Source organism: Exiguobacterium acetylicum, assembly GCF_019890935.1.
Lineage (GTDB): Bacteria > Bacillota > Bacilli > Exiguobacteriales > Exiguobacteriaceae > Exiguobacterium_A > Exiguobacterium_A abrahamii.
On sequence record NZ_CP082333.1, the window covers coordinates 2,181,631 to 2,205,302 of the forward strand.

Consider the following 23,672-nt stretch of genomic DNA (forward strand, 5'->3'; position numbering starts at 1 on the left):
TTGCTAGAGTAACGGTGAGAATAAACGTGAAATCGATTCAATCAATCGACGGCGTAATGGACGTCGATGGAACATATCAGCATCAACTTGTGTCGAATGGCTAAAATCTTCATAAAAATCACGTGTTAGTTCATGGACAGAGTTCGTTCCATATAAGAAAGCATTCACTTCGAAATTCAAATGAAAACTACGTAAATCCATGTTCGCTGTCCCAATCGTTGCGATGGCGTCGTCCACAACGATGACTTTCGAGTGCATGAACCCTTTATTGTACTCGTAAATTTTCACACCAGCTCGTAGCAAGTCATCAAAATATGAACGGCTCGCATAAAATACGATTTTATGGTCTGGAAAGCTCGGTAGCAGAATACGAACATCAATCCCAGCCATAGCAGCTGTCTTCAGTGCTGTCATGAGGTCTTCGTCCGGTATCAAATACGGGGAAGCAATATAGACTGATTCACGCGCTTCCGTGATGAGCCCGAAGTAAAGTGATTTCATTGCCTCATGTGGCTCATCAGGACCGCTCGCAATGATTTGAACACCCCCTGTTGCTCCTTCAACGTACTCAAGCGGCTCCATGTAAAACGGTGTAAACAGCCGTTCTCCTGTCATGTAATACCAGTCTTGGAGAAAAATCAGTTGGAGTTCAGAGACAGCCTCTCCTCTTACGAGAAGATGCGTATCACGCCAAAAACCAAAATGTTGATCGCGACCGATATACTCGTCACCAATGTTGATTCCGCCTGTAAAAGCAACCGTTCCATCGATGACGACGATTTTCCGATGATTTCGGTAGTTCGATTTACTCGAAATAAACGGTAAGACGACGGGGAAAAACGCGCGAACCTCAACGCCAGCCGCCTGCATCTTCTTGAAATAATGTTTATCCGTCGAAAAACATCCAACGGCATCATAAAGAAAGCGGACCTCGATTCCTTGCTCAGCCTTTTCAATCAATGCTTCCTGTAACTGAAGCGCAAGTTGATCATCGCGTACGATATAGTACTCCAAATGAATATGATGCTGTGCTTGACGAATCTCTTCTAAAAGAATCGGAAATTTTTCCTGACCATTCGTCAAGATTCTTGTATGTGTATTATACGAAATCGGAAGGCGACTGATTGAATCGATAAGTGTCACAACTTTTCCATAACGCCCTTCTTGGAACACTGATTGGTGTACCCCTGCCTTAAACTGGGTACGATACTTAATGTAAGACTCTTCATCAAGCATTGCCTTCAGTCGAAACATTCGTTTTCGGCGGTAGTTCTGACCGAATGTGAAATACACGAATACGCCAACGACAGGCAATGCCATCATGACAAGTGCCCAGACGAGCGTTCGTTCTGGGTTTCGATTTTCGAGTAGAATGATGACAAACACGCTCATGACGACCAAGATGATGACGATGGACAGCCAACCTACCATATAGACACTCCAATAGTAGGATAAAAAGGCAATCAAGCCGATGGTCAAGATGAGGGTCATGAGAAGTTGTACACGTCGTAGCATGAATCCCCCTCCTTTTATGTAAGTAGTACAAATCGTATTTAAACTGATGACAGAAAGGAAGCGTTTAAATGGGTACGTATATCATTACTGGTGCAACAAGTGGAATTGGTGAGGCAACTGCCCTTCAACTCATCCGGGAGGGACATACTGTCCTTGCGATTGGTCGTAATGAAGAAAAAGGATCCTCACTTGAAGCAGATGGAGAAGGACGTTTATATTTCTTCCCTGTCGACTTAACTGATTCCTCTGCAATCGATGCGTTCTTTGAAGAAACACAAGAAGATTTCCCAGAAATCGATGGTATTTTCAACAATGCAGGTACTTTCGGTAAACCCGTCGCACCTGAACGTGTCTCCGATCAACAAAAAGAAGTGTTTCAAGTGAACTATCACGCACCCGAACGAATCATCCAGCTTGCGACAAAACGCTTTTCAAAAGGTGCTTCCATCGTCAATAATAGCGCCATCGTAGGTCATGTTAAGTTTCCAGCAATGCTACTGCCTTACGCGTCGTCTAAGAGTGCTTTACTGACGCTAACAAAGACATACGCCGCCCGCTTCCATGGTAAGTACCGATTTAATGCTATTTGCCCGGGACCAGTCGATACAGCGCTCAGTCATGCCTTATATGGCGGGAAAGATAAATTTGACCTCGCAATGAAACATCACCTTCGAGGTGAGCCTGCACAACCTTCTGAAATCGCTGAGGTCGTTTGTTTCTTACTATCAAACAAAGCGAGTTACATCAACGGTCAAGCGCTCATCGTAGATGGAGGCTATACCCTCACTTAATACCAGAACAAAAGGAGGTATCACGATATGTGATCCTCCTTTTCCTCGCACTTTTTCTGACCTTAGTTCGGAAAATGTTTCCGAATGAACGGAAAGACATCTGAAGCAATGATTTGTTTCCCGTATTCAGCTACAGGATGTATCGTTTGTTCGCTGAACTGGAGATACTCTGCGATTAAACTCATGACGTTTTCTTGCGCTTCTACGTTCACATCATCTTCGAAATGAACATGCAGTAAATAGAGTCCATCTTTTTGATAAAGCGCTGTTTCAAGTTCTGCGAATACAGGAGCATTCGCATATTGGCTGAGCGCGATGATATGTTCGAAATCGCGAGTTTCAAATAAAACATCTTGGCTTAACTCTGTATCTTTATCTTCTGTCTCAGACATCGCTGATCGTAAAAGTGAATCGAGTTCGTCTTCATCGACTTGCTCACCATCAACTGCATTTTTCGCGATCGTTACAGTGACTTCAAGACCTTTTTCAAATGCTTGCACTTGTATCCATAGTGGACCTTCGAAGGAGATGGACTCTTTTTCATTCGCTTCGTCCATCATCTGCCAGAATAACTGTTCTCCCCGTTCCCGGTTATACCAAATCTCATCTCGGGCAAAACCACGGCGTTCGATGTCGGTGTACGTGATGAAGAACTTGACCGTATTGTCATTGACGCGTTCGATTTTCAAACTGTCCACTCCTTTCTTCTCGTTCCTTATCTAGAATACGAACGAGGACATAACTTGGATTCATAGTTTTGAATCCGAAGGATATATTTCTATTCCTTTGTTATCTTTATTTTAACCTTTTTTATCGGTAACAAAAAGCACACTGCTCACGAAGCAGCGTGCTTTTTAAAATTACTCGTTGACAAGACGCTGCGCTTCCAAAAGTTGGAATGTACGCACCTTGCGCGGTAAGAATCGACGGATTTCATCCTCGTTGTATCCCACTTGAAGGCGTTTTTCATCAATCAAGATTGGGCGACGCAATAATCCCGGATATTCTTGAATCAAATCGTATAGATGCTGCAACGATAAGTTTTCAACGGAAACATCGAGTTTCGAGAAGACTTTTGAACGTGTTGAAATGATCTCGTCCGTTCCATCTTCCGTCATGCGAAGAATCTGTTTGATTTCATCGAGCGATAATGGTTCTGAAAAGATATTACGTTCAACGAACGGGATTTCATGTTCTTCAAGCCACGCGCGTGCTTTCCGACAAGAAGTACAACTTGGTGAAGTATAGAGTGTTACCATTGAAAAACATCCTCCCCCTGATTTAACATCATTCAATATCTATGTGAATAAGCAGATATTGATGATGGTTCTATTACTTGACAGTTTACATCTAATAAAGCAGAAAACCTAGCTTTTTTATAAAGATGAAAGAACTTTTCGTAAAAAAGCTTGTTAAAGCCACCACGTGGCTTTAACAAGCTGGCGTGTGATCAAATGGCTGAGAAATCGTCTCTTTTGCTTTAGGAAGTTTCATTTCTTTCAGTTTTTTCTCTAAAATATCCCGCAAAAGGCGCTTCTTCAGCTTTTTCTTCTTGTCACGTTCTTTCATATTCCGACACCCCAATCGGCCCGAAACAGAACTAACAACCATACGAAAGCAAAATAATCATCTTCTACATTAGTAAGTATACCACGTATCTCAAAAATCTATTCCTACTTTAAGCAATTAAATATGTGAGATTGTCGATTGAGGAATGAAAAACAGTTGCAATTTCTTTCAAATTTCTGTAGAGTGTATAGAAATATCAACGCTCAGAAAGGAGTTTTTCATTCATGGCATTAACACTCGTTACGATTCTTGATCATCCGATCGCTCAAAAATATTTATCTCGTTCTGGCTTGAATCATGCGATTTCAGTAGCCGAGCGCGCACTGACGCTTGCTACGAAACGCGGCTTAGATGCAGACACTGCTACGAAAGCAGCACTCTTACATGATATCGGTCATTACGAATGGTATACCGATGGCACTTGGAACTATGATTTATATCGCCAAAATGATATTCATGCCATTAAAGGAGCTGAACGTGCTCACAAACTATTGATTCGTCTTGGTGAAGAACCAGCACGTGCAAAAGAAATTGCTCTCGCTGTTCTTTTGCATACGGATTCTTATCTTCCACCAGGTGCAATCAATCGAACACCTCTTCAACAACTTGTTCATGATGCGGATACGCTGGAAGAACAGCCGGGCGGACTCCATCATTACGAAAAAATTGACTTTGAAGAAGCCATGCGTCGTCTTGATGCAATCGATGCAGTCGTCCATCGATTTGCTCATCTACCGCGTATCGCATCAGAAAATTAAAAGGCATTTCCACGATCAACGTGGAAATGCCTTTTTGCTTTAACGATTATACAAGTTGCGCTTGATACGCTTCAAGTTCTGCATCCGTCATCGAAACGAAGTGACCTGGTTCGATTTCACGAAGTGGTGGAATGCTCGAATCTTCATCCGATTTCCCAACCGGTCCACTCGTCGGACGATCAAAGATGATCCGTTTACGTGTCCGCTCGTGCTCTGGATCCGGAAGCGGAATCGCAGATAAAAGTGACTTCGTATAAGCATGAACAGGATTCTCATACAGACGATCCGCATCACACAATTCAACGAGGTGACCCTGATACATAACACCAATCCGGTCTGAGATATACTTAACCATCGATAAATCGTGGGCGATGAACAAGTATGTCAAACTGCGATCACGTTGCAGTTTTTTCATCAAGTTGACGACTTGGGCTTGAATCGATACGTCAAGTGCTGAAATCGGCTCATCCGCAATGATGAAGTCCGGCTCTACAGCAAGTGCACGTGCGATACCAATCCGTTGACGCTGACCACCTGAGAACTCGTGCGGGTAACGACTCGCGTGTTCTTTCGTCAAACCAACAGTCTCAAGCAAATCATATACACGGTTATTGCGCTCTTCTTTTGAGTTTGCTAAACCATGAATATCGATTCCTTCAGCGATGATATCACCAACCGTCATCCGTGGATTTAACGATGCATACGGATCTTGGAAGATCATTTGCATTGCACGGTTGAATTTCAATTTTTCTTTACGTGACTTCTTACCATGAACGTTTTCACCTTTGAAGATGACTTCGCCGTCTGTCGCTTCGTATAAACCAATGATCGAGCGACCAGTCGTTGACTTACCACAGCCTGACTCTCCAACGAGACCAAGTACTTCGCCTTCGTAGATATCAAATGAAAGTCCATCAACCGCTTTGACGACGCGTCCACGTCCAATATTGAAATGTTGCTTCAAGTTTTTTACTTCAAGTAATTTATTACGATTTTCCATTATTTCAGACCGCCTTTCAGAAGCGATTTTGAGAACACGCTGTCCGGACGGTATTTTAACGCCAAGTCACGGATTGCAGCGGGTGGTTCGACGTATGGAGCTTGTGGATGTAGCAACCACGTCGCCGCTTCGTGTGTATCTGAGATTTTGAAGAAAGGTGGTTCTTTCTCGAAATCAATCTTCATCGCGTATTTGTTACGCGGTGCAAACGCATCACCGACTGGTGGATGCATCAAGTTCGGTGGAGTTCCTGGAATCGCAGGAAGATCTTGTGAACGGTCATCCGATGGACGTGGCATTGAACCTAGTAGTCCCCAAGTATATGGATGACGCGGCTCATAGAAGATCTCATCTACTGTACCTTTTTCAATCAATTTACCAGCATACATGACGGCTACACGGTCAGCCATGTTCGCTACGACACCTAAGTCGTGCGTAATGAAGATGATTGCTGTACCCGTTTTTTGCTGAATGTCTTTCAATAACTCAAGGATCTGAGCTTGAATTGTAACATCGAGTGCAGTCGTCGGCTCATCGGCAATCAACACTTTCGGATTACATGCAAGTGCGATTGCGATGACGATCCGTTGACGCATCCCACCCGATAATTGGTGCGGATATTGTTTCAGACGCGCTTCTGGATTCGGAATTCCTACGAGTGTCAAAAGTTCGAGTGTACGCTTTTTCGCTGCGTCGCCTGTTAAGCCTTGGTGACGTTTTAACCCTTCAGCGATTTGTTTATAAATCGTCATTGTCGGGTTAAGTGATGTCATCGGATCTTGGAAGATCATTGCGATATCACGACCGCGGACTTTTTGCATTTCTTTATCCGAAAGCTTAACGAGGTCACGACCTTCAAATAAGATTTCACCTTGTGTGATTTCACCTGGTGGGTTTGGAATCAAACGCATGATCGCTTTTGAAGTAACCGATTTACCAGAACCAGACTCACCAACGATTGCGAGTGTCTCGCCTTTTTTCAAATCAAACGATACACCGCGGACGGCTTGTACCGTCCCGGCATACGTATGGAAAGCGACGTTCAGGTCGCGAACAGATAAAATAGTTTCCATTGTGAATGAGCTCCTCTCTAGTTTCCGTTAGCGTCGTAAACGTGGGTCGAACGCATCACGCAGTCCATCTGCCAACATGTTGAAGCTGACCATGAGGAGTACGATGACCGTCGATGGAACAACGAGCAAGAATGGGAACGTTTTGAGTTCTTTGTACCCTTCGTTGATCAATGTACCGAGTGACGGTTGTGGTGGTGCAAGTCCTAAACCGATGAAGCTTAAGAACGCTTCGAAGAAGATCGCACTTGGAATCGTGAACATAAGTGAGATGATGATCGTTCCCAAGGTATTTGGAATCAAGTGTTTAAAGATCAATCGTGAGCTAGAAGCACCAAGTGTCCGTGCTGCAAGAACGAATTCTTGGTTCTTTAGTTTCAAGATTTGACCACGAACAAGTCGGCTCATCCCAATCCAGCCGGTGATCGTCATCGCAAGGATGATCGTCGTGATCCCTGGTTCAAGAATCAAGATGAACAAGATGATCAAAATTAAGTTTGGTACACCTGTTAAAATTTCAGCAATCCGTTGCATGATGTTATCGACACGCCCACCGTAATAAGCAGAAATTCCGCCGTATGTGACACCAACGAGAACGTCGATGAGTGCTGCCATCAAACCGATGAATAACGAAATCTTCGTTCCTTCCCAGACACGTGACCAAAGATCACGACCAAGGTGGTCCGTTCCGAACCAGAAGTTCTCCGTCACCTGTTTTTGTTTATAAAAATCAATCGGTGTATCACCAAGTGTCGCCATACCGTCAAAGCCAGCCCACTCTAAACCAGTAACTTTAGGTGGAAGTTTAGCTTGTGTGATTGTTTGGGTATAAGGGTCATTACCAGACAACGCGGGTCCGATCAATGACATGATTGCGATGATGATGATGACAGCAAGTGAGAGAATTGCCGCTTTGTTCTTGCGTAGACGCATCCAAGCATCTTGCCAGAAGTTTAAGCTTTTACCAGCAAGGCGTTCCCCTGCTTGTTCATTGAACTCAACGTGTTGGAACAGCGATGAATCAAACTGTTCTGCTTTTGCATTTGAATTTTGTTCAGCCATTATTTGTTACCCCCCAAACGGATCCGTGGATCAACGACACCGTACAGCAAATCGACGATCAAAATCATGAGAATGAAGACTGCTGAGAAGAACAACGTCGTACCCATGATGACTGTGTAGTCATTTTGTGTGATTGATGATACGAAGAGTTCACCAAGACCAGGTACAGAGAAAATCCGTTCAATGACGAGTGTTCCTGTAATCAATGCAGCTGTCATTGGTCCAAGAATCGTGATCGCTGGAATCAAGGCGTTCCGAACCATGTGTTTCCAAGTAATCGACTGACCATCTAGGCCTTTTGCTTTAGCTAACGTGACATAATCCTGGTTCGTAACTTCTAGCATCTCTGTTCGGACGAATCGAGCAATTGAGGCTGTAACCCCAAGTGATAACGATATGGTCGGCAAGATGGTATGCGCCGGGCTTTCCCAGAACGCGACTGGCAAAACGCCCCATTTCACGCCAACATAGTATTGAAGGAGTGAGGCGAATACGAAGGACGGTACCGAGATTCCGATAACCGATACGAACATTGCACCGTAATCGATCACTGTGTTGTGACGAAGCGCCGCGACAACACCTAAGACGAGTCCTAAAAATACTCCAAGTACTAATGCTTGAACTCCTAATTGAGCCGATGGTCCAATTCGTTCAGAGATTAAATCCGTTACCGGACGGCTATCATATTTGAATGAAATACCGAGATCTCCTTGGAACAAGTTAACCATATACGCTGCATAGCGTTGTGGCAGTGGATCATTCAAGTTGTACTTATCCCGAAGGATGTTCAACTGTTCAGGAGAAAGTTTCTCCTGGTTTTGGAACGGTGAACCTGGTAGCAGATCCATCAGGAAGAAAGTGAACGAAGCGATGAGTAAAAACGTCAGTACGCCGTAAACCAGGCGTTGAGCTAAATAACGGCCCATAAGATGGCACCCCCTATAAAGATTTTCTGTTTTTTTCGAAACATCAATAAAATCAGTATGACCCACAATTGTCGGAACATTCAAGAATTTTGTCATAAAAATTTAAAAATTCTTTTTTTATTGTGCTTTGATTTGATGTTCGCTTGGATGTTTTTCTAATTTCATCCAATAGTCAGAATTTTTCGTTTGATTCCATTATACTTTGCTAACAAAGTAATTAGAACTACTTTTTTACGAAACTTTCACATTTTCGATAAAAATGAGTTTCCATTCATAAAAAGTAGTATAAAACAGGAGCGTACCCGAACTGATCAGGGGACGCTCCCATTCTCGATTACTTAATATCAACGTATTTGTATTGGAAATCTGCTCCGAACACTTGACGGTTGAAATCTTTAACCGTCGGACGGCTCAAGTATGCAGAACCTGCTTGATAGATTGGCGCGATGGCTTGATCTTTCTCAATCAATTGCGCTTCCGCTTGTTTGAAGAGATCAAGACGTTTGTTTAAGTCAGACTCTTCATTCGCTGCGTTCAACAATTTATCATAAGCTGCAGACTTGTACTTGACGTCGTTTTGGCTATTCGTTGATTCGAAGATAGAAAGGTTAGACATTGGATCCTGGTAATCCGGGCCCCAAAGTGAATAAGAAACCTGGTAGTCTCCTTTTGTTTCAAGGTCGAGTTTGTTCTTGAACGGTTGTTGTTTGATTGAAACAGTGACGTTCGGAAGATTTTTCTCGATTTGACCTTTCATGTACTCACTGATCTTCTTCGCATCTTCATTGTCGAATGAAAGAAGTTCAATCGTCGTTTTCTTATCGCCGTTTGCTTTTTTCCAAAGATCAGCTGCTTCTTTAGCATCACGATCGAACCAGTTGATGTCGCTCGTGTAGTCTTTACCAGACGCATCTTTGATGAATTCTTTCGGAATGAAGCTTGTTGTTGGAATCGAACCGTTCGCAAGAAGCGTATCTGTGATTCCTTTTGGATCGATGGCACGAGCAATCGCTTTACGTGCATCAACATTTTTCATCGTTGCATCTTCGTTATTGAACTTCAGATAAGCGATTGAAGAACGAAGTGCTGTCTTGAATTCAGGCTTTGATTTGTAAGCTTCAACTTGCTCTGAAGTGAGACCAGCGTAATCGATATCATTTGAATCATAGAGGTTTACTACTGTTGACGTATCTTTGACGACACTGACCGTAACTTCGTCGAGTTTGACGGCATCTTTATCCCAGTAGTTATCGTTTTTCTTCAGTACTCGTTTTGAATCCGTTTTCCAAGATTCCCAAACGAAAGGACCGTTATAGAGTAATTTATCTGGTTTAAGCGAGAAGTCTTTTTCATTCTTTTTGTAGAAGTCTTCACTGATTGGTGAGTACGTACCAAACGATGTCAGTGAGAGGAAATACGGCGCTGGACGCTCAAGTTTGACTTCTAACGTTTTGTCGTCAAGTGCTTTAACACCGAGTTCGTCGACAGCTTTTTTACCTTGTGTAACATCAGCGCCGTTTTTTAACGTGTCAAAGATGTACGAGTAACTAGATGCTGTTTTCGGATCAGCAGCACGTTTCCAAGCGAATTCGAAATCTTGTGCTTTGACGGGTGAACCATCAGACCATTTTGAATCACGAAGTGTGAACGTATACGTCAAGTTATCACTTGAGATATCTGTTTTTTCTGCAAGTGCTGGAATCGCTTTGCCGTCTTTATCGAGACGGTAAAGACCTTCCATCGTGTTCCCGATCATGTTGAAAGCGACAGAATCCGTAGCTTTCGCCGGATCCACTGTCGTGATATCCGAAGAGTCTGTTAAGCGTAGATTTTTCTTTCCGTCTGTAGAACCTGAATCACTGTCTCCGCCACCTGTCGAACATCCAGCAAGCACTGCGCTTCCTGCAAGCATGACTGATAATGCGAGACCGACTGTTTTTTTCTTCATCGGTAAGTCATCTCCTTTTCAATTTCCAAGTTGCCATAATGCCTATGACATCAATAACGTCCCGTCGAAACTGCAATGTATTCCCCAAAATGCATTGACCTAGTTTCAAAAACTTAAACGAAGTGATAAATTGATTTTATGTGAGAATAGCATTAACGTCAAGTAAATAGTCACACTATTTGCTATTTTGCATCATTCGTTTGTTACCGATTCGTAACAGGATTAAAAATTTCGTATACTAAGGTTATCAATGCATTTAAGGGGGATTTTCATGCGATCGACCTATTTCCGACCGGTCATCATTGCGGTCATTTTAGTCTTACTTTATACGGTATGGGCGACTATCACCGATTCGACGCACGGGATTTTGTATCATCTATCTGGTGGATTATTCATTGGAGGCTTTTTGCTTATGGCAATCGGATTCTTTTCCAACATGTCGGCTAACGGCTTCTTCCGTGGCATGACAGCCGGATTTAAAAAACAACGAGAAGCGAAGCTTCGAGAGATTGATGGCGATTACTACGAAGATGATGACGAAGAGGAAGAAGTCCTCCGTAAAAAGCAAAACCGGGCTTCTGCCCGAACGAAACCCTATATTTCTAGCGGTATTATCTTCATCATCGTATCGCTGATCATCTCTTACTTTTAATCGAAATCACCGTGACGTGCCTTCTATCGTATGGTAAACTTAAGTGAATTAAACAAGAAAACACGACGACAAAGAGTAGTAACTTAGGTACATCCCTTTCAGAGAGTCCATGGTGCTGGAAATGGACAGGTGATGCCTACGTGAATGGACTTTCGAGTGGCTGATTCGAATCAAGTAGAGTCAGATGGGTGTGCCCATTACAGCAAATTGAGCGGCTATATAGATAGCAACTTGGGTGGCAACGCGATGAATCGTCCCTTGATTTTCAAGGGGCGTTTTTTATTTTGATTTTATTATTTGGAGGGATTTCATTATGAAAACGATTTTCTCAGGTATCAAACCAACAGGAACAGTGACACTCGGAAATTACTTAGGTGCGATGAAACACTTCGTGAACTTACAGGATGGTCATGACGCGTATTATTGCGTCGTCGACTTGCACTCGATCACGGTCGATATCGATCGTGTCGAACTGATGAACAATACACGCGCCCTTGCTGCACTTTATATCGCAAGTGGTCTGAACCCAGAAAAATCAACGATCTTCGTTCAATCAGAAGTCAAAGCGCATGCGCAGCTCGGCTGGATGTTGACGTGTCTCTCCGGGATGGGTGAACTGGAGCGTATGACACAGTATAAAGATAAATCACAAGGAAAAGAGCGGATTGGAGCAGGGTTGTTCGTCTACCCAACACTCATGGCAGCTGATATCCTACTCTATGATGCGGAACTCGTTCCGGTCGGTGATGACCAAAAACAACATATTGAGTTGACGCGTGATCTAGCGCAACGTTTTAATAGCCGCTATTATGAGACGTTCACATTACCAGAACCAATCATCGCTGAATCTGGTGCTCGGATCATGAGCCTGACGACGCCAGACAAAAAGATGTCAAAATCTGATCAGAATCCAAAAGGCTTCATCTCGATGCTTGACGCACCAGATGTCATTCGTAAAAAAGTGAAATCTGCCGTCACGGACTCGGAAGGTATTGTCAAATTCGATCGCGAAAACAAACCAGGTGTGTCGAATTTGCTTGAGATCTACTCCCTACTCGCTGGCATCTCGATTCCAGATCTTGAAGCAAAATACGAAGGCTCAAATTATGGAACATTCAAAGCAGACGTTGCAGAAGCAATCATTGCGGAACTCGAACCGATTCAACAGCGCTACTATGAATTGATTGACTCAGAAGAGCTTGATCAAATTCTCGACGCTGGACGTGACCGCGCAGAAGCAGTCGCCGCAAAAAAACTTGCGAAGATTGAAAAGGCAATGGGCTTACAACGGAAGCGTGCGAAAGTAAAAAAATAAGTCCTCCTCCAAAAGAGATCGGAATGCTCCGGTCTTTTTTGATATCTCCAAACAAAAAACTACTTCCGAATGAAATCGGAAGTAGTTTTTATTTTGCTTATTTACCTTCGATCGAAGCCCATTTGTACGAGAAGTCTGCGCCGAAGTTATGCTCGACGACACCTTTGACGTATGGTTTAACGAGGAATGCACGTCCACGCTGATAAACAGGTGAGATCGCTGCAGATTCGAGAAGAATTTTCTCAGCTTCTTGCAATTCAGACCAACGTTTCGTTGCATCTGTTTGTGTTTGAGCATCTTTGATGAGTTTATCATACTCTTCATTTGACCACTTACCACGGTTGTATGGTCCGTCTGTCAAGAAGAGATCGAGGAATGTCATCGGATCTTGGTAGTCAGGTCCCCAGCCCGCGAGCGAGAATTGGAAGTCCCCTTTGTTTTCAAGATCAAGTTTGTTTTTGAATGGTTGTTGTTTGATTGTGACCTTCATACCTGGAAGGTTTTTCTCAAGTTCACCTTTCAAGAACTCACCGATTTTTTTCGAATCATCGCTATCGTAGTTCAAGAGTTCAAGATCAACCGATTTTTGACCGATTTCCTTTAAGCCCTCTTCCCAGAGTTTTTTCGCTTCGTCTGCATTGTATTCGTTGAATCCAGGATACTTGTCGCGGAAATCTTTCCCGTCAGCATCTTTCGCGAAATCTTTTGGTACGAGATAGTTCGCTGGAAGTGATCCGTTTGCGAGGATGACATCCGTGATTCCTTTTTTATCGTAACCCATGTCGATTGCGCGACGGATTTTTTCGTTATCAAGCGCTTTTACCTTCGTGTTGAGGTAGAGGTAGAAGATTGTTGATTCACCTTTTGTTTTGAATTCTTTATTATCTTTGAACTGGGCAACGAACTCAGATGTTAAACCTGTGCGATCGATGTCACCTTTTTCGTAAAGGTTAACACCAGTTGCAACTTCTTTAACGACCTTAACGTTGATCGTTTTCAGTTTAACGGCATCTTTATCCCAGTAGTTATCGTTTTTGACCATTTTCCAGCCTTGCTCACGTGTCCACTCTGTTAATTTGAATGGTCCGTTGTAGAGCGACTTGTCTGCAGTCGAACCGAAGTCTTTTCCGATTTTCTTCGAGAGTTCTTCTGATTTCGGCATGAATGGACCGAATCCAGTGAGTCCGAGGAAGTAATCTGCAGGTGCTTTTAACTTAACTTCGAACGTTTTGTCGTCGACTGCTTTAACGCCGACAGCATCACGATCACCTTTTTTCGTGTTGTACTCTTCTGCACCTACGATGTTATAGAAGACATATGCATACTGTGAAGCGTTCTCTGGGTTGAGAACTTCTTTCCATGCATATTCAAAGTCTTTAGCTGTGATTGGTGTACCGTCAGACCATTTCGCATCACGTAATTTAAACGTGTATGTCTTTTTGTCTTTTGATACTGTATGACTTTCAGCGATACCTGGTGTTGGTTGCTGTTTGTCATCAAGACGGTAAAGACCTTCCATCGTGTTGTTCAACACGTTGAATGAAACCGAGTCTGTTGAAGTCGTCGGGTTAAGTGTCGGGATATCCGAACCTTCGATCAAGTTAAGTGTTTGATCACTAGATTTTTTGTCTGAACCTGTGTCGCCCGATTTGTCGCCTGAATCCGTTGTCGAACAAGCTGCGAGGAACGCACTTGATACGAGAGCTACCGATGTAGCTAAAGCAAAACTTTTCTTCTTCATGTTACGATGACCCCCCTAGGTTTCTAAAATGATACTGTCAGGTTTTTGACCGAAAAAAAAAGAATTACTATATTCGAATCAAACCCTTCGTTACAAATAGTTTACAATGTTCTGATAATTTTGCAAACCTTTTATCCGATTTTTCTAAATATTTTTTCAAAAAAGACTGGGACCTCACGAAAAAATGGTCCCAGCTCAGTGATTATTTTAGAATTTTCATTGCACGAAGTAGGTATTCCGGTCCATAAATCGGTACTTCGATTCCTTGAATCGTATCAGAAACATATAATTTCTCTGTCGTCTGATACAAAGGAACGATGACGGCATCTTGATTGATCAACTGACTTTCAGCTTGATGATACAATGCTTGTTTTTTCTTCATATCTCGTACCTGTCGTGCTTTTTCGATCATTTGATCGTACGTGTCGGATTGATAGTTTACGGAATTCAACGGATTATCTGAGACGAACTGGTTCAAATATGCAAGTGGACCTGGATAATCCGGCATCCATCCCGTTAACGTCATCGCATACTGAGCCGACTGTTCTTTATCGATCTTCTCTTCAATCCCAACTGGTTTAAGAACGATATCAATATCAGGTAACTGTCTCTCAAGATACGTCTCAAGTTGTTGGCCAATCCGCTTCGCCTGTGGGTCCTCGAAGTTCAGCATCTCGATTCGTTGTTTCTTCTGTTGTTTACCATTTTCTTTTTTTACTTGTACCGGTTCTGTCATTAATACATTCGTATCGGTGACGACGAATCGATTCGTCGGAATACCTGCATATCCTAAAGGAAGTTGAACCGACTCTTTTTCCATCAAGGCGTAAGCAATCCGTTTTCGGAGTGTCTTTTCGCGAAAGGCTTCATTTTTTTGATTAAATGCGATATAAAAGACGCCGCTCCGCTTTTTTTGATAGGTTGGGCGAGAGACTTGATCTTCTTGTGTCTCAACACTCTCTTGTAACGGAAGAATCGCTGCTTTACTGTTTTCATACGTATTCCATTGCGTCTGATGATCAGAGATGATGCGACTTTTAACTTCCTCGACTGTGACAACATTTTGTTGATGATACTGGTTGTTTTTCTTAAGCGTGTATCCGTTTTTAGACATCTGTTCTAGTGTAAACGCACCATTACCCGTAAGGTCTTGCCACTTCTTGGATTCTGGTTGGGGATAAAAGACGGACATCGCGAGTAATTCTTTTAGATTCGAAACCGGCTGATTCAGCGTGATGACAAGTTGATCATGTCCTTTCGCCTTTACACCTAAACGCTCTGGCTTCATTTTTCCGTCATTGACGGCACGTCCATTTTCAAACACTTCAAATAAAAAACCATAAGGAGAATTCGTTTTATTAGCTGCGACACGTCGGAAACTATCGACAAAGTCTTGTGCCGTGATCGGCTGACCCTGCGCATTTTTCGTTTGTTTGAGTTGAATCGTATACATCAGACGATCTTTTGAGACTGACATATCCTGTGCCAATCCTCTACGGACGGATGTCCCAGAAGTAAAGACATATAATCCTTCATACAGTTGTGCTAACAGTGTCTGAGAACGGCTATCCGTCGCTAATGCAATATCGGATGTCTTCGGGAGTGATGCTTCAATTAATTCAACCTTCACTGCTTGGGTTTCCTGATCTGTTTTCGTCTTTTGAGATGATGATAGACGATATATGAGCGTACCACTGAGACCAATCAATAAAAATAGGATCAGTATCAGGATTGATGTTTTTCTTGTGATGTTAGTCATAAACGACTCCTTTCTGCGTCAAACACGCATTTCTCTATTGAATCAGAAAATCAGCAAAAAAGCGACCCCCTCGTTTTCCAAGGGAATCGCTTAAGCTTAAGCTTCGTAACGTTTGAAGACGAGTGATGCGTTGTGTCCACCGAACCCGAGCGAGTTGCTCAGGGCGTAATTTAATTCGACGCTCCGTGCACCTTCCGTCACGTAGTCGAGATCACAGCCTTCACTCGGCTGTTTGAGATGAATCGTCGGGTGAACGGTTTGTTCTTGTAACGATTTGATGGTTGCAATCGCCTCGACGCCACCAGCGCCACCAAGTAAGTGACCAATCATCGATTTCGTCGAGTTGACGACGAGTTGTTTTGCCTGTTCACCGAAAACACTGTGGATCGCTTTTGTTTCAAGAATGTCGTTCATCGGTGTGCTCGTTCCGTGTGCATTGATGTATCCGACTGCTTCTGGTGCGATACCTGCATCTTGGATTGCCATTGCCATCGCACGCGCTCCACCGTCTCCATCTGGATCTGGAGCCGTAATGTGGTAGGCGTCAGCTGTTAATCCATACCCACTGACTTCGGCATAGATTTTTGCGCCACGTGCTACCGCATGCTCGTACTCTTCAAGAATCAAGATACCTGCTCCTTCTCCCATGACGAATCCATCACGCCCTTCGTCAAACGGACGGCTTGCTGTCTCAGGATCATGATTCGTTGACATCGCTTTGTTGGAACAAAAACCAGCAAACGCTAAGTTCGTGATTGGCGCTTCCGCTCCACCAGCGATCATGACATCTGCATCGCCCCGTTCGATGACACGAAGTGCTTCCCCGATGGCATTCGTTCCTGAAGCACATGCTGTGACAGAACAGTTATTCGGTCCCTTGGCTCCGGTATAGATCGATACCTGACCGCTTGCCATGTTCGGAATCATCATCGGAATGAAGAACGGGCTGACACGACGGTGTCCACGCTCGAAGTAAATCTTCGCTTGTTTCTCGATTGTCTCTACGCCACCGATTCCTGATCCAATCCAGACACCTGCACGTTCAGCAATCGACTTGATATCAATTCCAGCATCTTTTACAGCTTCCATGCTTGCGACAAGTGAGTAATGGACGAAACGGTCCATCTTGCGTGCTTCTTTTGCCTCGATGAATTCTGTCACGTCAAAGTTTTGTAATTCGCCAGTGACCTTCGTCGGATACTCATCGATATCGAGACGCTCCATCGGACGAATTCCGTTCGTTCCTTCTTTTAATGCTTCCCAGAATGTATTGGCATCATTCCCGATCGGTGTCAGTGCTCCGATTCCTGTGACTACAACGCGTTTTCTCATCATCTTATGTGTTCTCTCCTTTAGTCCAAGTAATGTATGCTGCTCCCCAAGTCAATCCGGCACCGAATCCAGCAAGTACAAGTTTCGTACCTGGTGTCAGACGACCTTGTTGACGTGCTTCTTCGAGTGCAAGTGGGATCGAAGCAGCCGATGTATTCGCATGCTCATCGATGGTGACGATGACTTTCTCTTGCGGTATATGCAGTCGTTCGCACGCTGCATCAATGATGCGTAGGTTTGCTTGATGCGGGATCAAGATATCGATGTCTTCGAGCGTACTATCCGCTTTTTGAATGACTTTTTCAACGATTTCCGGTAATTTACGCACAGCGAACTTAAAGACTTCACGACCATTCATCTCGATTGGTCCATCGATGTCCTTAAATAACAGATGAGCGCCACGTCCATCTGTTCCAAGCTCAAAGGCATTAAGACCCTCTTGCTCAGTTTGTCCGATGACGACCGCCCCTGCACCGTCTCCAAATAAGATGGCAGTTGACCGGTCTGACCAGTCGACGATGCTCGACATTTTTTCAGCGCCGATGACGAGCGCATGTTTTCCTTCGACTGTTGCTAACATGCTAGCAGCTGTTTGTAATGCGAAGATGAAACCACTACATGCCGCACTAATATCGAATGCAGTCGCTCCACGTGCCCCTAAACGCTCTTGAACGATACAGGCAGTAGACGGAAATGCTCGTCCTGTTGCCGTTCCTACGACGATCAACCCGATGTCCTCTACTGTCAATCCAGCATCATCAAGCGCTTTCTGAGCAGCTTCTGTCGCTAAGTCAGTGACATCCACATCATCGGCTGCAATCCGTCGTGCCCCGATTCCTGTCCGTGTCCGAATCCATTCATCGCTCGTATCGAGCGTCGTTGCTAATTCATCGTTCGTCACGCGGCGTGACGGCAAAGACGTTCCTAATCCTACAATCCCGATCTTCATAAGGCATCCCCTTTTGTTATTAGTATCTGGTACTAATATAAAGCGTTAATATGCTTTTGTCAAAGAAAAAAGGAAGAGCATGGTCTCCCGTGCCCTTCCCCATACCTCATTCTGCTAACGTCCGTACGACTTCCATGACCATTTTAGCGGAATTGATTGACGCAATCTCGAGGAACTCATCAAACGAGAGTGACGCTTCTTCATTGGCGCTATCTGAAATCGAACGCGTTACGACGAACGGAACACCGAACTGATGACAGACTTGTGCGATTGGTGCTGCTTCCATCTCGACGGCTGCGACTTCTGGGAAGTGCGCCTTGATTTGAGCAGAGCGCTCTGAATCGTGGATGAATGAATCGCCTGTCGCAATCAATCCATGAACGACGCGAATCGCATCCATCCGCTCAATGACGGCTTCTGCCGTCGCAACAAGCTTCGGATCTGCTTGATAGGCAGCTGGCATTCCAGGTACCTGACCATATTCGTATCCAAATGCCGTCACGTCGACGTCGTGGTGACGTACTTCTGTTGAGACGACGACATCCCCGACCGTTAAGCCTTCCTTGAATCCACCTGCTGAGCCCGTATTGATGACAGCACTTGGTTTATAGTGATCCAGCAATAGTGTCGTCCCGATCGCAGCGTTCACTTTCCCGATTCCTGACTTCAAGATAACGACAGGGACACTATTTAAAAGCCCTTCATAAAAATGATAGTTTGCGATGACTGTATCTTTACGTTCTGATAACTCATTACGCAATAAGTTGACTTCCTCTTCCATTGCGCCGATGATTGCGATTGGCATGGTACATTCCTCCATCAAACAGAAAGCCGGATTGCTCCGGCTCCTGTGTTCTTTATTTAATCGATGTAATTTTTACTGCGTATTCGCCGCCTGGTGCTGGTACAGAGACTTGATCTCCGACTTGGTGCCCCATTAAACTTTTCGCGATTGGTGATTCGTTTGAGATTTTACCCGTGAACGGATCTGCTTCGGCACTACCGACGATCGTGTACGTATCTTCTTCGTTATCTTCGACACTTAAGAAAGTGACCGTCGTTCCAATACCAACGACCGAGATATCCTTCTCTTCTTCTGAGATGATGGCAACATTACGAAGCATCTCTTCAAGTTGAGCGATCCGGCCTTCGACCATCGCTTGCTCTTCTTTTGCTGAATCGTACTCAGCGTTCTCTGAAAGGTCACCGAACGAACGGGCGATTTTGATGTTCTCGACGACTTCTTTCCGGCGGACTGACTTCAATTCATTCAATTCATTTTCAATGTTCGCTTTACCTTCAAGCGTCATGTAGTATTGCTTTTCTGCCATTTTTGTCACGCTCCTTTTTATTCCACTAGTATAGTATATTCACATCTTTTTTGGAATCAATATCCTCTTTGATCGAGTGCTGAACGATAATCAAGAATCGCTCGAATCTTCGTCACAAGTAAATCGATCGCGACATGATTCTCGCCGCCTTCCGGTACGATGATGTCCGCATACCGTTTTGTTGGTTCACAGAACTGCAGATGCATCGGACGAACGACATTCGTGTACTGCTCAACAACTGAGTCGATCGAACGTCCACGTTCGTTGATATCGCGTTGCATCCGACGCAGAATGCGAACGTCCGCATCCGTATCGACGAACACCTTGATATCCATTAGTTCCCGTAACCGTTCGTCTTCAAGCGCTAAAATTCCTTCTACGATGATGACATCGCGTGGTTCGAGACGAATCGTTTCTTGTGCCCGCGTGTGGGCGACATAGTCATATACCGGTTTTTCAACGGCAATGTTCTCACGGAGCGACTGAATGTGCTCAATCAATAGACCATTATCAAAAGCGAACGGGTGATCATAGTTTGTCTGATACCGCTCCTCCATTGATAAATCACTTTGATCTTTATAATACGCGTCCTGCTCAATCATGACGATTGATTCACTTGGGAACGCATCGACGAGTGAACGTGCCACCGTCGTCTTCCCTGAACCCGTTCCGCCCGCTACACCAATTACTACCGGTTTTTGCATGTCTTTCGTTCCTCCATCATTTCGACTTTTTCCGACTGACGGATACACCGTCACCGAGCGGAAAAATCGTCGTATCGTATTGTTCTTGTTCCATCATCCAGACCGTGAATTCCTTGACGAGACGCACGAGTCGACGTCTTCTTCGATCGAATGTCTTCGGATCAGACTCGAGGACATCTCCGTGTAAGAAGAGATTATCCGTATAGAGCACGCCGCCCTCAGGAATGAGTCGCCCATATCCTGCAAAGAATTTTTTATACTGTCCTTTAGCTGCATCAATGAAGACCGCATCGAACTGGTCTTCAAGCGTTTCGGCTAATTCTACTGCATCACCAAAAATGATGTCAATCCGGTCCGCCACATCTGACCGGGCGATGAAGGTTTTTGCTTCTTCATACCGCTTTGCATTCCGTTCAATCGTCGTAATGCGCGCATCCGGTAGCGCTCGGGCCATCCGAATCGCACTATATCCGATTGCGGTTCCGACTTCTAGAATACGCTTCGGTTGTTGTAATCGCAGGAGCGATAACAAGACTTCGGAACCTGTCAGTTCGATGATTGGTATATGATGTTCTTCCGCATAACGCTCCATTTCTTCTAACAGAGCATCTCGAGGATGAATCATTGATTCGACATAGGTCGTGAAATCATTCACGCCATTCACTCCCTCTTCCGCATAAACAGGTTGACTTGAAGCGAACTTCCCGCTTCAACCCAACCCGTTGCTCATTGCTCTTTACTCGCTTCGTATTCCACCCATTCCGGCTTATACTTAACGACGTTTCGTTGATGTTCTTCATATGTCTCTTCGTATAGAATCTGTCCTCGTGGATGTTTATCACTTGGTGGACGGGCGAAGAAATAGACATATTTCGTTTTATTCGGATTTAACACGGCAAGTACCGAATCCTTACTGACCGTTGAAATCGGACCAATCGGAATCCCTTCGTACTTGTACGTATTGTACTTCGAATTGTTCTCGAGGTCCTTCAGCGTCGTTAAAGCTGTATTTTCACCTGTGCCATACCAAACCGTTGGATCCGACTGTAACTTCATGCCGTCATCCAATCGATTTTTGAAGACACCAGCGATTTCACGACGATCATCTGGTGTAGCCGCTTCACGCTCGACCATGGAACCGAGACTGAGTACTTCATGGAAGGTCATGCCTGATTTTTGAATGGCATCCACATTCTCATCGTAGACTTTTTCTGTTTCATCAAGCATCGTCTCGACGATTTGATCAATGCTTTTTCCTTTATCAAATTCATACGTTGCTGGGAAGAGGTAACCTTCAAGTGCATACAGGACACCATTCTTCTTCACTTCATCCGTCAACATCGGATATTTTTCAATCATGCTGTCGATGAATGTCGCATCCGTCAATTCTTCACGGATCGTCTCTTCCTTGAAGTTCGTCGCTTTTGCGATCAAAGCAATTTGACGATCCATCGTGATGCCTTCAGGTAACGTGATTTTCACATCCGCTGCCTTCATGACCGTTCCCGTTTTCAATTCATTGATGATTTCATCCGGGGACATGGCTTGTGACAGTGTATACGTACCCGCTTGGAATGACGATTCATTCTTATAGCGGACGTAGTAACGGAAAATCGTCTCATTTGCGATTAAGTCTTTTTCCTTTAGTAAAGAAGCAATCGAACTCGTCCCTGCTCCTAAAGGAATTTCGACTTTGACAGATTTCGTCGCTGTTTCATCGACTGGTTCAAGCGCATTTTTCAAAAAGACATAGACGACCGCACTGGCAACTAGAAAAATCGTCAACAATACAGAAAGGATGATTAGCGTAATCCGGCGTGATGTCCGGCGTCGCCTTTTTTCGATTTCAGCATTTTGCTTCCATTCGTTCTCCATCGGTTCCTCCTTCTTCTCTTAAAACAAGGTGACATCGTAAGAGATAGTCTCTTACGACGTCACCTGTCATGAGTCGGGTTAGTCTAACTGGTCTTCGAGCGTGTTAAAGACTTCTTCGATTTCATCCCAAGTCGCTGTATCGTCTTCATCGATTGGTACGAGGTTGAAGTCGTTATCTCCATCACCGTATTCGTCGAGTTCGTAAACGAAGATGTCGACTTCTTCTGCTTCGTCATAGTCTGCTCCGATTGGCTCGAGGAAGATGTATGTCTTGCTCGAACGTGGGCTTTCATAACGCAGACGTTCTACGAATTCGAAATCATTTCCTTCGCCGTCCGGAATTACGTAACGTGTTGGTTCATTCTGTTGCATCAGTGATCCGCTCCTTTAACGCAAGCTCGAGTTCATCCCAAGTTTGCTCATCATTTTCATCGATCAGGCTCAATTCGAAATCATCTTCGCCTTCTCCATATTCATCGATCTCACAGATGATCAAATCATCTGCTCCTTCGTCAGGGTTACCGATCATTTCAAGAAACAGATAGGTTTTTCCTGTACGTTCACTCGAGTAACGGTACCATTCTTCGAAAAGATGTTCGCCGCCCTCTTCATCTGGAAAGAGATACTGACGTTTTTCTTCAGCCATCGGTTTCTCCCCCTTCATCGGTTCGTCCGATCCAAGTACGATTGCAGGATCATGACGGCAGCCATCTTATCGATGACTTGTTTACGCTTTTTACGGCTGACATCGGCATCGATCAGCATCCGTTCTGCTTGCATCGTCGTCAACCGTTCATCCATGAAGACGACTTCAAGCCCGGTATGCTGTTCGATTTCCTTCGCAAAAGCTTCACTTGCTTCTGCGCGGGGACCGATGGAACCGTTCATGTTTTTCGGAAGACCAATGACTAGGATTTCGACATTGTATGTCTTCATGATGACATCGAGCCGTTTGAAGGCTTCTGGGTAATCCGGTTCCGTCCACTTGACCGTCTCGACGCCTTGCGCCGTCCAGCCCATCAAGTCACTGACCGCTACCCCGATCGTCTTCGAACCGACATCTAGTCCCATTGCACGTTTCATTTTGAATTTCCACTCTCCGCCAAATAAGATTTCACGAGTTCTTCGAGCAATTCGTCGCGTTCAATCTTACGAATTAAGTTACGTGCGTCATTATGACGAGGAATGTAAGCAGGATCTCCCGAAAGGAGATAGCCGACGATTTGGTTGATCGGATGATATCCTTTTTCTTCTAAAGCATGATAGACCGTCAACAACACATCACGTGTCGCTGCTTTGTTATCGTCTTCCGGAAAGTTGAATTTCATCGTTTGATCCATCTGACTCACGTTCATCACCTCTTTCATATACACTA

General features: G+C 44.3%; 26 protein-coding genes and 1 other annotated feature. Of the genes, 4 read left to right on the forward strand and 22 right to left on the reverse strand.

Annotated features, from left to right (window positions below):
* Positions 1-3: 3 nt before the first annotated feature.
* The gene (gene cls, locus K7G97_RS11460; protein WP_223040618.1) at positions 4-1,515 is read right to left on the reverse strand and encodes a cardiolipin synthase; all 1,512 of its coding nucleotides are present in this window, start codon (positions 1,513-1,515) and stop codon (positions 4-6) included.
* Between the two features lie 68 nt (positions 1,516-1,583).
* Here cls and K7G97_RS11465 point away from each other — a divergent pair, with 68 nt between their 5' ends.
* Positions 1,584-2,306, forward strand: a complete 723-nt coding sequence (locus tag K7G97_RS11465; protein WP_223040619.1) for an SDR family NAD(P)-dependent oxidoreductase — start codon at positions 1,584-1,586, stop codon at positions 2,304-2,306.
* Positions 2,307-2,368: 62 nt separating this feature from the next.
* Here K7G97_RS11465 and mecA read toward each other — a convergent pair whose 3' ends face one another.
* The 3 genes from mecA to K7G97_RS11480 all read right to left on the reverse strand — a co-directional run bounded on the left by mecA (position 2,369) and on the right by K7G97_RS11480 (position 3,875).
* On the reverse strand, positions 2,369-2,995 hold the full coding sequence (gene mecA, locus K7G97_RS11470) for an adaptor protein MecA (protein WP_023468889.1): 627 nt from the start codon (positions 2,993-2,995) through the stop codon (positions 2,369-2,371).
* A gap of 171 nt (positions 2,996-3,166) precedes the next feature.
* Positions 3,167-3,565, reverse strand: coding sequence for a transcriptional regulator SpxA (gene spxA / locus K7G97_RS11475; protein ID WP_012370920.1), 399 nt, complete (start codon positions 3,563-3,565; stop codon positions 3,167-3,169).
* A gap of 172 nt (positions 3,566-3,737) precedes the next feature.
* Positions 3,738-3,875, reverse strand: a complete 138-nt coding sequence (locus tag K7G97_RS11480) for a hypothetical protein (protein ID WP_023468890.1) — start codon at positions 3,873-3,875, stop codon at positions 3,738-3,740.
* Positions 3,876-4,099: 224 nt separating this feature from the next.
* Here K7G97_RS11480 and K7G97_RS11485 point away from each other — a divergent pair, with 224 nt between their 5' ends.
* Positions 4,100-4,633, forward strand: a complete 534-nt coding sequence (locus K7G97_RS11485; RefSeq protein WP_029342203.1) for an HD domain-containing protein — start codon at positions 4,100-4,102, stop codon at positions 4,631-4,633.
* A 46-nt stretch (positions 4,634-4,679) separates the two neighbouring features.
* On the opposite strand, the gene K7G97_RS11490 is transcribed toward K7G97_RS11485, so the two are convergent.
* The 5 genes from K7G97_RS11490 to K7G97_RS11510 all read right to left on the reverse strand — a co-directional run bounded on the left by K7G97_RS11490 (position 4,680) and on the right by K7G97_RS11510 (position 10,639).
* Positions 4,680-5,633 carry an ABC transporter ATP-binding protein gene (locus tag K7G97_RS11490; protein WP_223040620.1) on the reverse strand — a complete coding sequence of 318 codons (954 nt, stop codon included), beginning with the start codon at positions 5,631-5,633 and terminating at the stop codon, positions 4,680-4,682.
* The gene (locus K7G97_RS11495; protein ID WP_029342201.1) at positions 5,633-6,706 is read right to left on the reverse strand and encodes an ABC transporter ATP-binding protein; all 1,074 of its coding nucleotides are present in this window, start codon (positions 6,704-6,706) and stop codon (positions 5,633-5,635) included. The genes K7G97_RS11490 and K7G97_RS11495 overlap by 1 nt, the downstream gene beginning before the upstream one ends.
* Before the next feature lie 27 nt (positions 6,707-6,733).
* Positions 6,734-7,765: an oligopeptide ABC transporter permease gene (gene opp3C, locus K7G97_RS11500; RefSeq protein ID WP_223040621.1), complete on the reverse strand. Its 1,032-nt coding sequence runs from the start codon at positions 7,763-7,765 to the stop codon at positions 6,734-6,736.
* On the reverse strand, positions 7,765-8,691 hold the full coding sequence (gene opp3b, locus K7G97_RS11505) for an oligopeptide ABC transporter permease (protein WP_058703812.1): 927 nt from the start codon (positions 8,689-8,691) through the stop codon (positions 7,765-7,767). The genes opp3C and opp3b overlap by 1 nt, the downstream gene beginning before the upstream one ends.
* Positions 8,692-9,025: 334 nt before the next feature.
* Entirely contained in the window at positions 9,026-10,639 is a 1,614-nt protein-coding gene (locus tag K7G97_RS11510) for a peptide ABC transporter substrate-binding protein (protein WP_223040622.1), read from the reverse strand.
* Between the two features lie 271 nt (positions 10,640-10,910).
* Between K7G97_RS11510 and K7G97_RS11515 the strand changes: the two genes are divergently transcribed.
* Positions 10,911-11,291, forward strand: coding sequence for a DUF3899 domain-containing protein (locus K7G97_RS11515; protein WP_223040623.1), 381 nt, complete (start codon positions 10,911-10,913; stop codon positions 11,289-11,291).
* Between the two features lie 56 nt (positions 11,292-11,347).
* Positions 11,348-11,553 (forward strand) — a binding site (T-box leader).
* Positions 11,554-11,604: 51 nt separating this feature from the next.
* Entirely contained in the window at positions 11,605-12,606 is a 1,002-nt protein-coding gene (trpS, locus tag K7G97_RS11520) for a tryptophan--tRNA ligase (RefSeq protein WP_223040624.1), read from the forward strand.
* 97 nt (positions 12,607-12,703) lie between these two features.
* Here trpS and K7G97_RS11525 read toward each other — a convergent pair whose 3' ends face one another.
* From K7G97_RS11525 to K7G97_RS11585, 13 genes are all read right to left on the reverse strand, one after another.
* The gene (locus tag K7G97_RS11525; RefSeq protein WP_223040625.1) at positions 12,704-14,347 is read right to left on the reverse strand and encodes a peptide ABC transporter substrate-binding protein; all 1,644 of its coding nucleotides are present in this window, start codon (positions 14,345-14,347) and stop codon (positions 12,704-12,706) included.
* 202 nt (positions 14,348-14,549) lie between these two features.
* Positions 14,550-16,106 (reverse strand): peptide ABC transporter substrate-binding protein, encoded by a 1,557-nt coding sequence (locus K7G97_RS11530; protein ID WP_223040626.1) that lies wholly within the window; start codon positions 16,104-16,106, stop codon positions 14,550-14,552.
* Between the two features lie 96 nt (positions 16,107-16,202).
* Entirely contained in the window at positions 16,203-17,441 is a 1,239-nt protein-coding gene (fabF, locus tag K7G97_RS11535) for a beta-ketoacyl-ACP synthase II (RefSeq protein ID WP_133207561.1), read from the reverse strand.
* A 1-nt stretch (position 17,442) separates the two neighbouring features.
* Positions 17,443-18,387, reverse strand: a complete 945-nt coding sequence (locus tag K7G97_RS11540; RefSeq protein WP_064299572.1) for a beta-ketoacyl-ACP synthase III — start codon at positions 18,385-18,387, stop codon at positions 17,443-17,445.
* 106 nt (positions 18,388-18,493) lie between these two features.
* A complete protein-coding gene (mtnN, locus tag K7G97_RS11545) occupies positions 18,494-19,192 on the reverse strand; it encodes a 5'-methylthioadenosine/S-adenosylhomocysteine nucleosidase (RefSeq protein ID WP_023468903.1) in 699 nt (232 codons plus the stop codon).
* A gap of 52 nt (positions 19,193-19,244) precedes the next feature.
* A complete protein-coding gene (gene greA / locus K7G97_RS11550) occupies positions 19,245-19,718 on the reverse strand; it encodes a transcription elongation factor GreA (RefSeq protein WP_029342224.1) in 474 nt (157 codons plus the stop codon).
* 56 nt (positions 19,719-19,774) lie between these two features.
* Positions 19,775-20,422, reverse strand: coding sequence for a uridine kinase (gene udk, locus K7G97_RS11555; RefSeq protein WP_023468905.1), 648 nt, complete (start codon positions 20,420-20,422; stop codon positions 19,775-19,777).
* A gap of 16 nt (positions 20,423-20,438) precedes the next feature.
* A complete protein-coding gene (locus K7G97_RS11560; protein WP_023468906.1) occupies positions 20,439-21,077 on the reverse strand; it encodes an O-methyltransferase in 639 nt (212 codons plus the stop codon).
* 71 nt (positions 21,078-21,148) lie between these two features.
* Complete coding sequence (gene mltG / locus K7G97_RS11565; RefSeq protein ID WP_223040627.1) at positions 21,149-22,297, reverse strand: endolytic transglycosylase MltG; 1,149 nt, start codon at positions 22,295-22,297, stop codon at positions 21,149-21,151.
* A gap of 78 nt (positions 22,298-22,375) precedes the next feature.
* The gene (locus K7G97_RS11570) at positions 22,376-22,669 is read right to left on the reverse strand and encodes a DUF1292 domain-containing protein (protein ID WP_023468908.1); all 294 of its coding nucleotides are present in this window, start codon (positions 22,667-22,669) and stop codon (positions 22,376-22,378) included.
* On the reverse strand, positions 22,656-22,943 hold the full coding sequence (locus tag K7G97_RS11575) for a DUF1292 domain-containing protein (protein WP_023468909.1): 288 nt from the start codon (positions 22,941-22,943) through the stop codon (positions 22,656-22,658). The genes K7G97_RS11570 and K7G97_RS11575 overlap by 14 nt, the downstream gene beginning before the upstream one ends.
* Positions 22,944-22,957: 14 nt before the next feature.
* Positions 22,958-23,380 (reverse strand): Holliday junction resolvase RuvX, encoded by a 423-nt coding sequence (gene ruvX / locus K7G97_RS11580; protein WP_023468910.1) that lies wholly within the window; start codon positions 23,378-23,380, stop codon positions 22,958-22,960.
* Positions 23,377-23,646 carry an IreB family regulatory phosphoprotein gene (locus K7G97_RS11585; protein WP_029342229.1) on the reverse strand — a complete coding sequence of 90 codons (270 nt, stop codon included), beginning with the start codon at positions 23,644-23,646 and terminating at the stop codon, positions 23,377-23,379. The genes ruvX and K7G97_RS11585 overlap by 4 nt, the downstream gene beginning before the upstream one ends.
* Positions 23,647-23,672 lie beyond the last annotated feature (26 nt).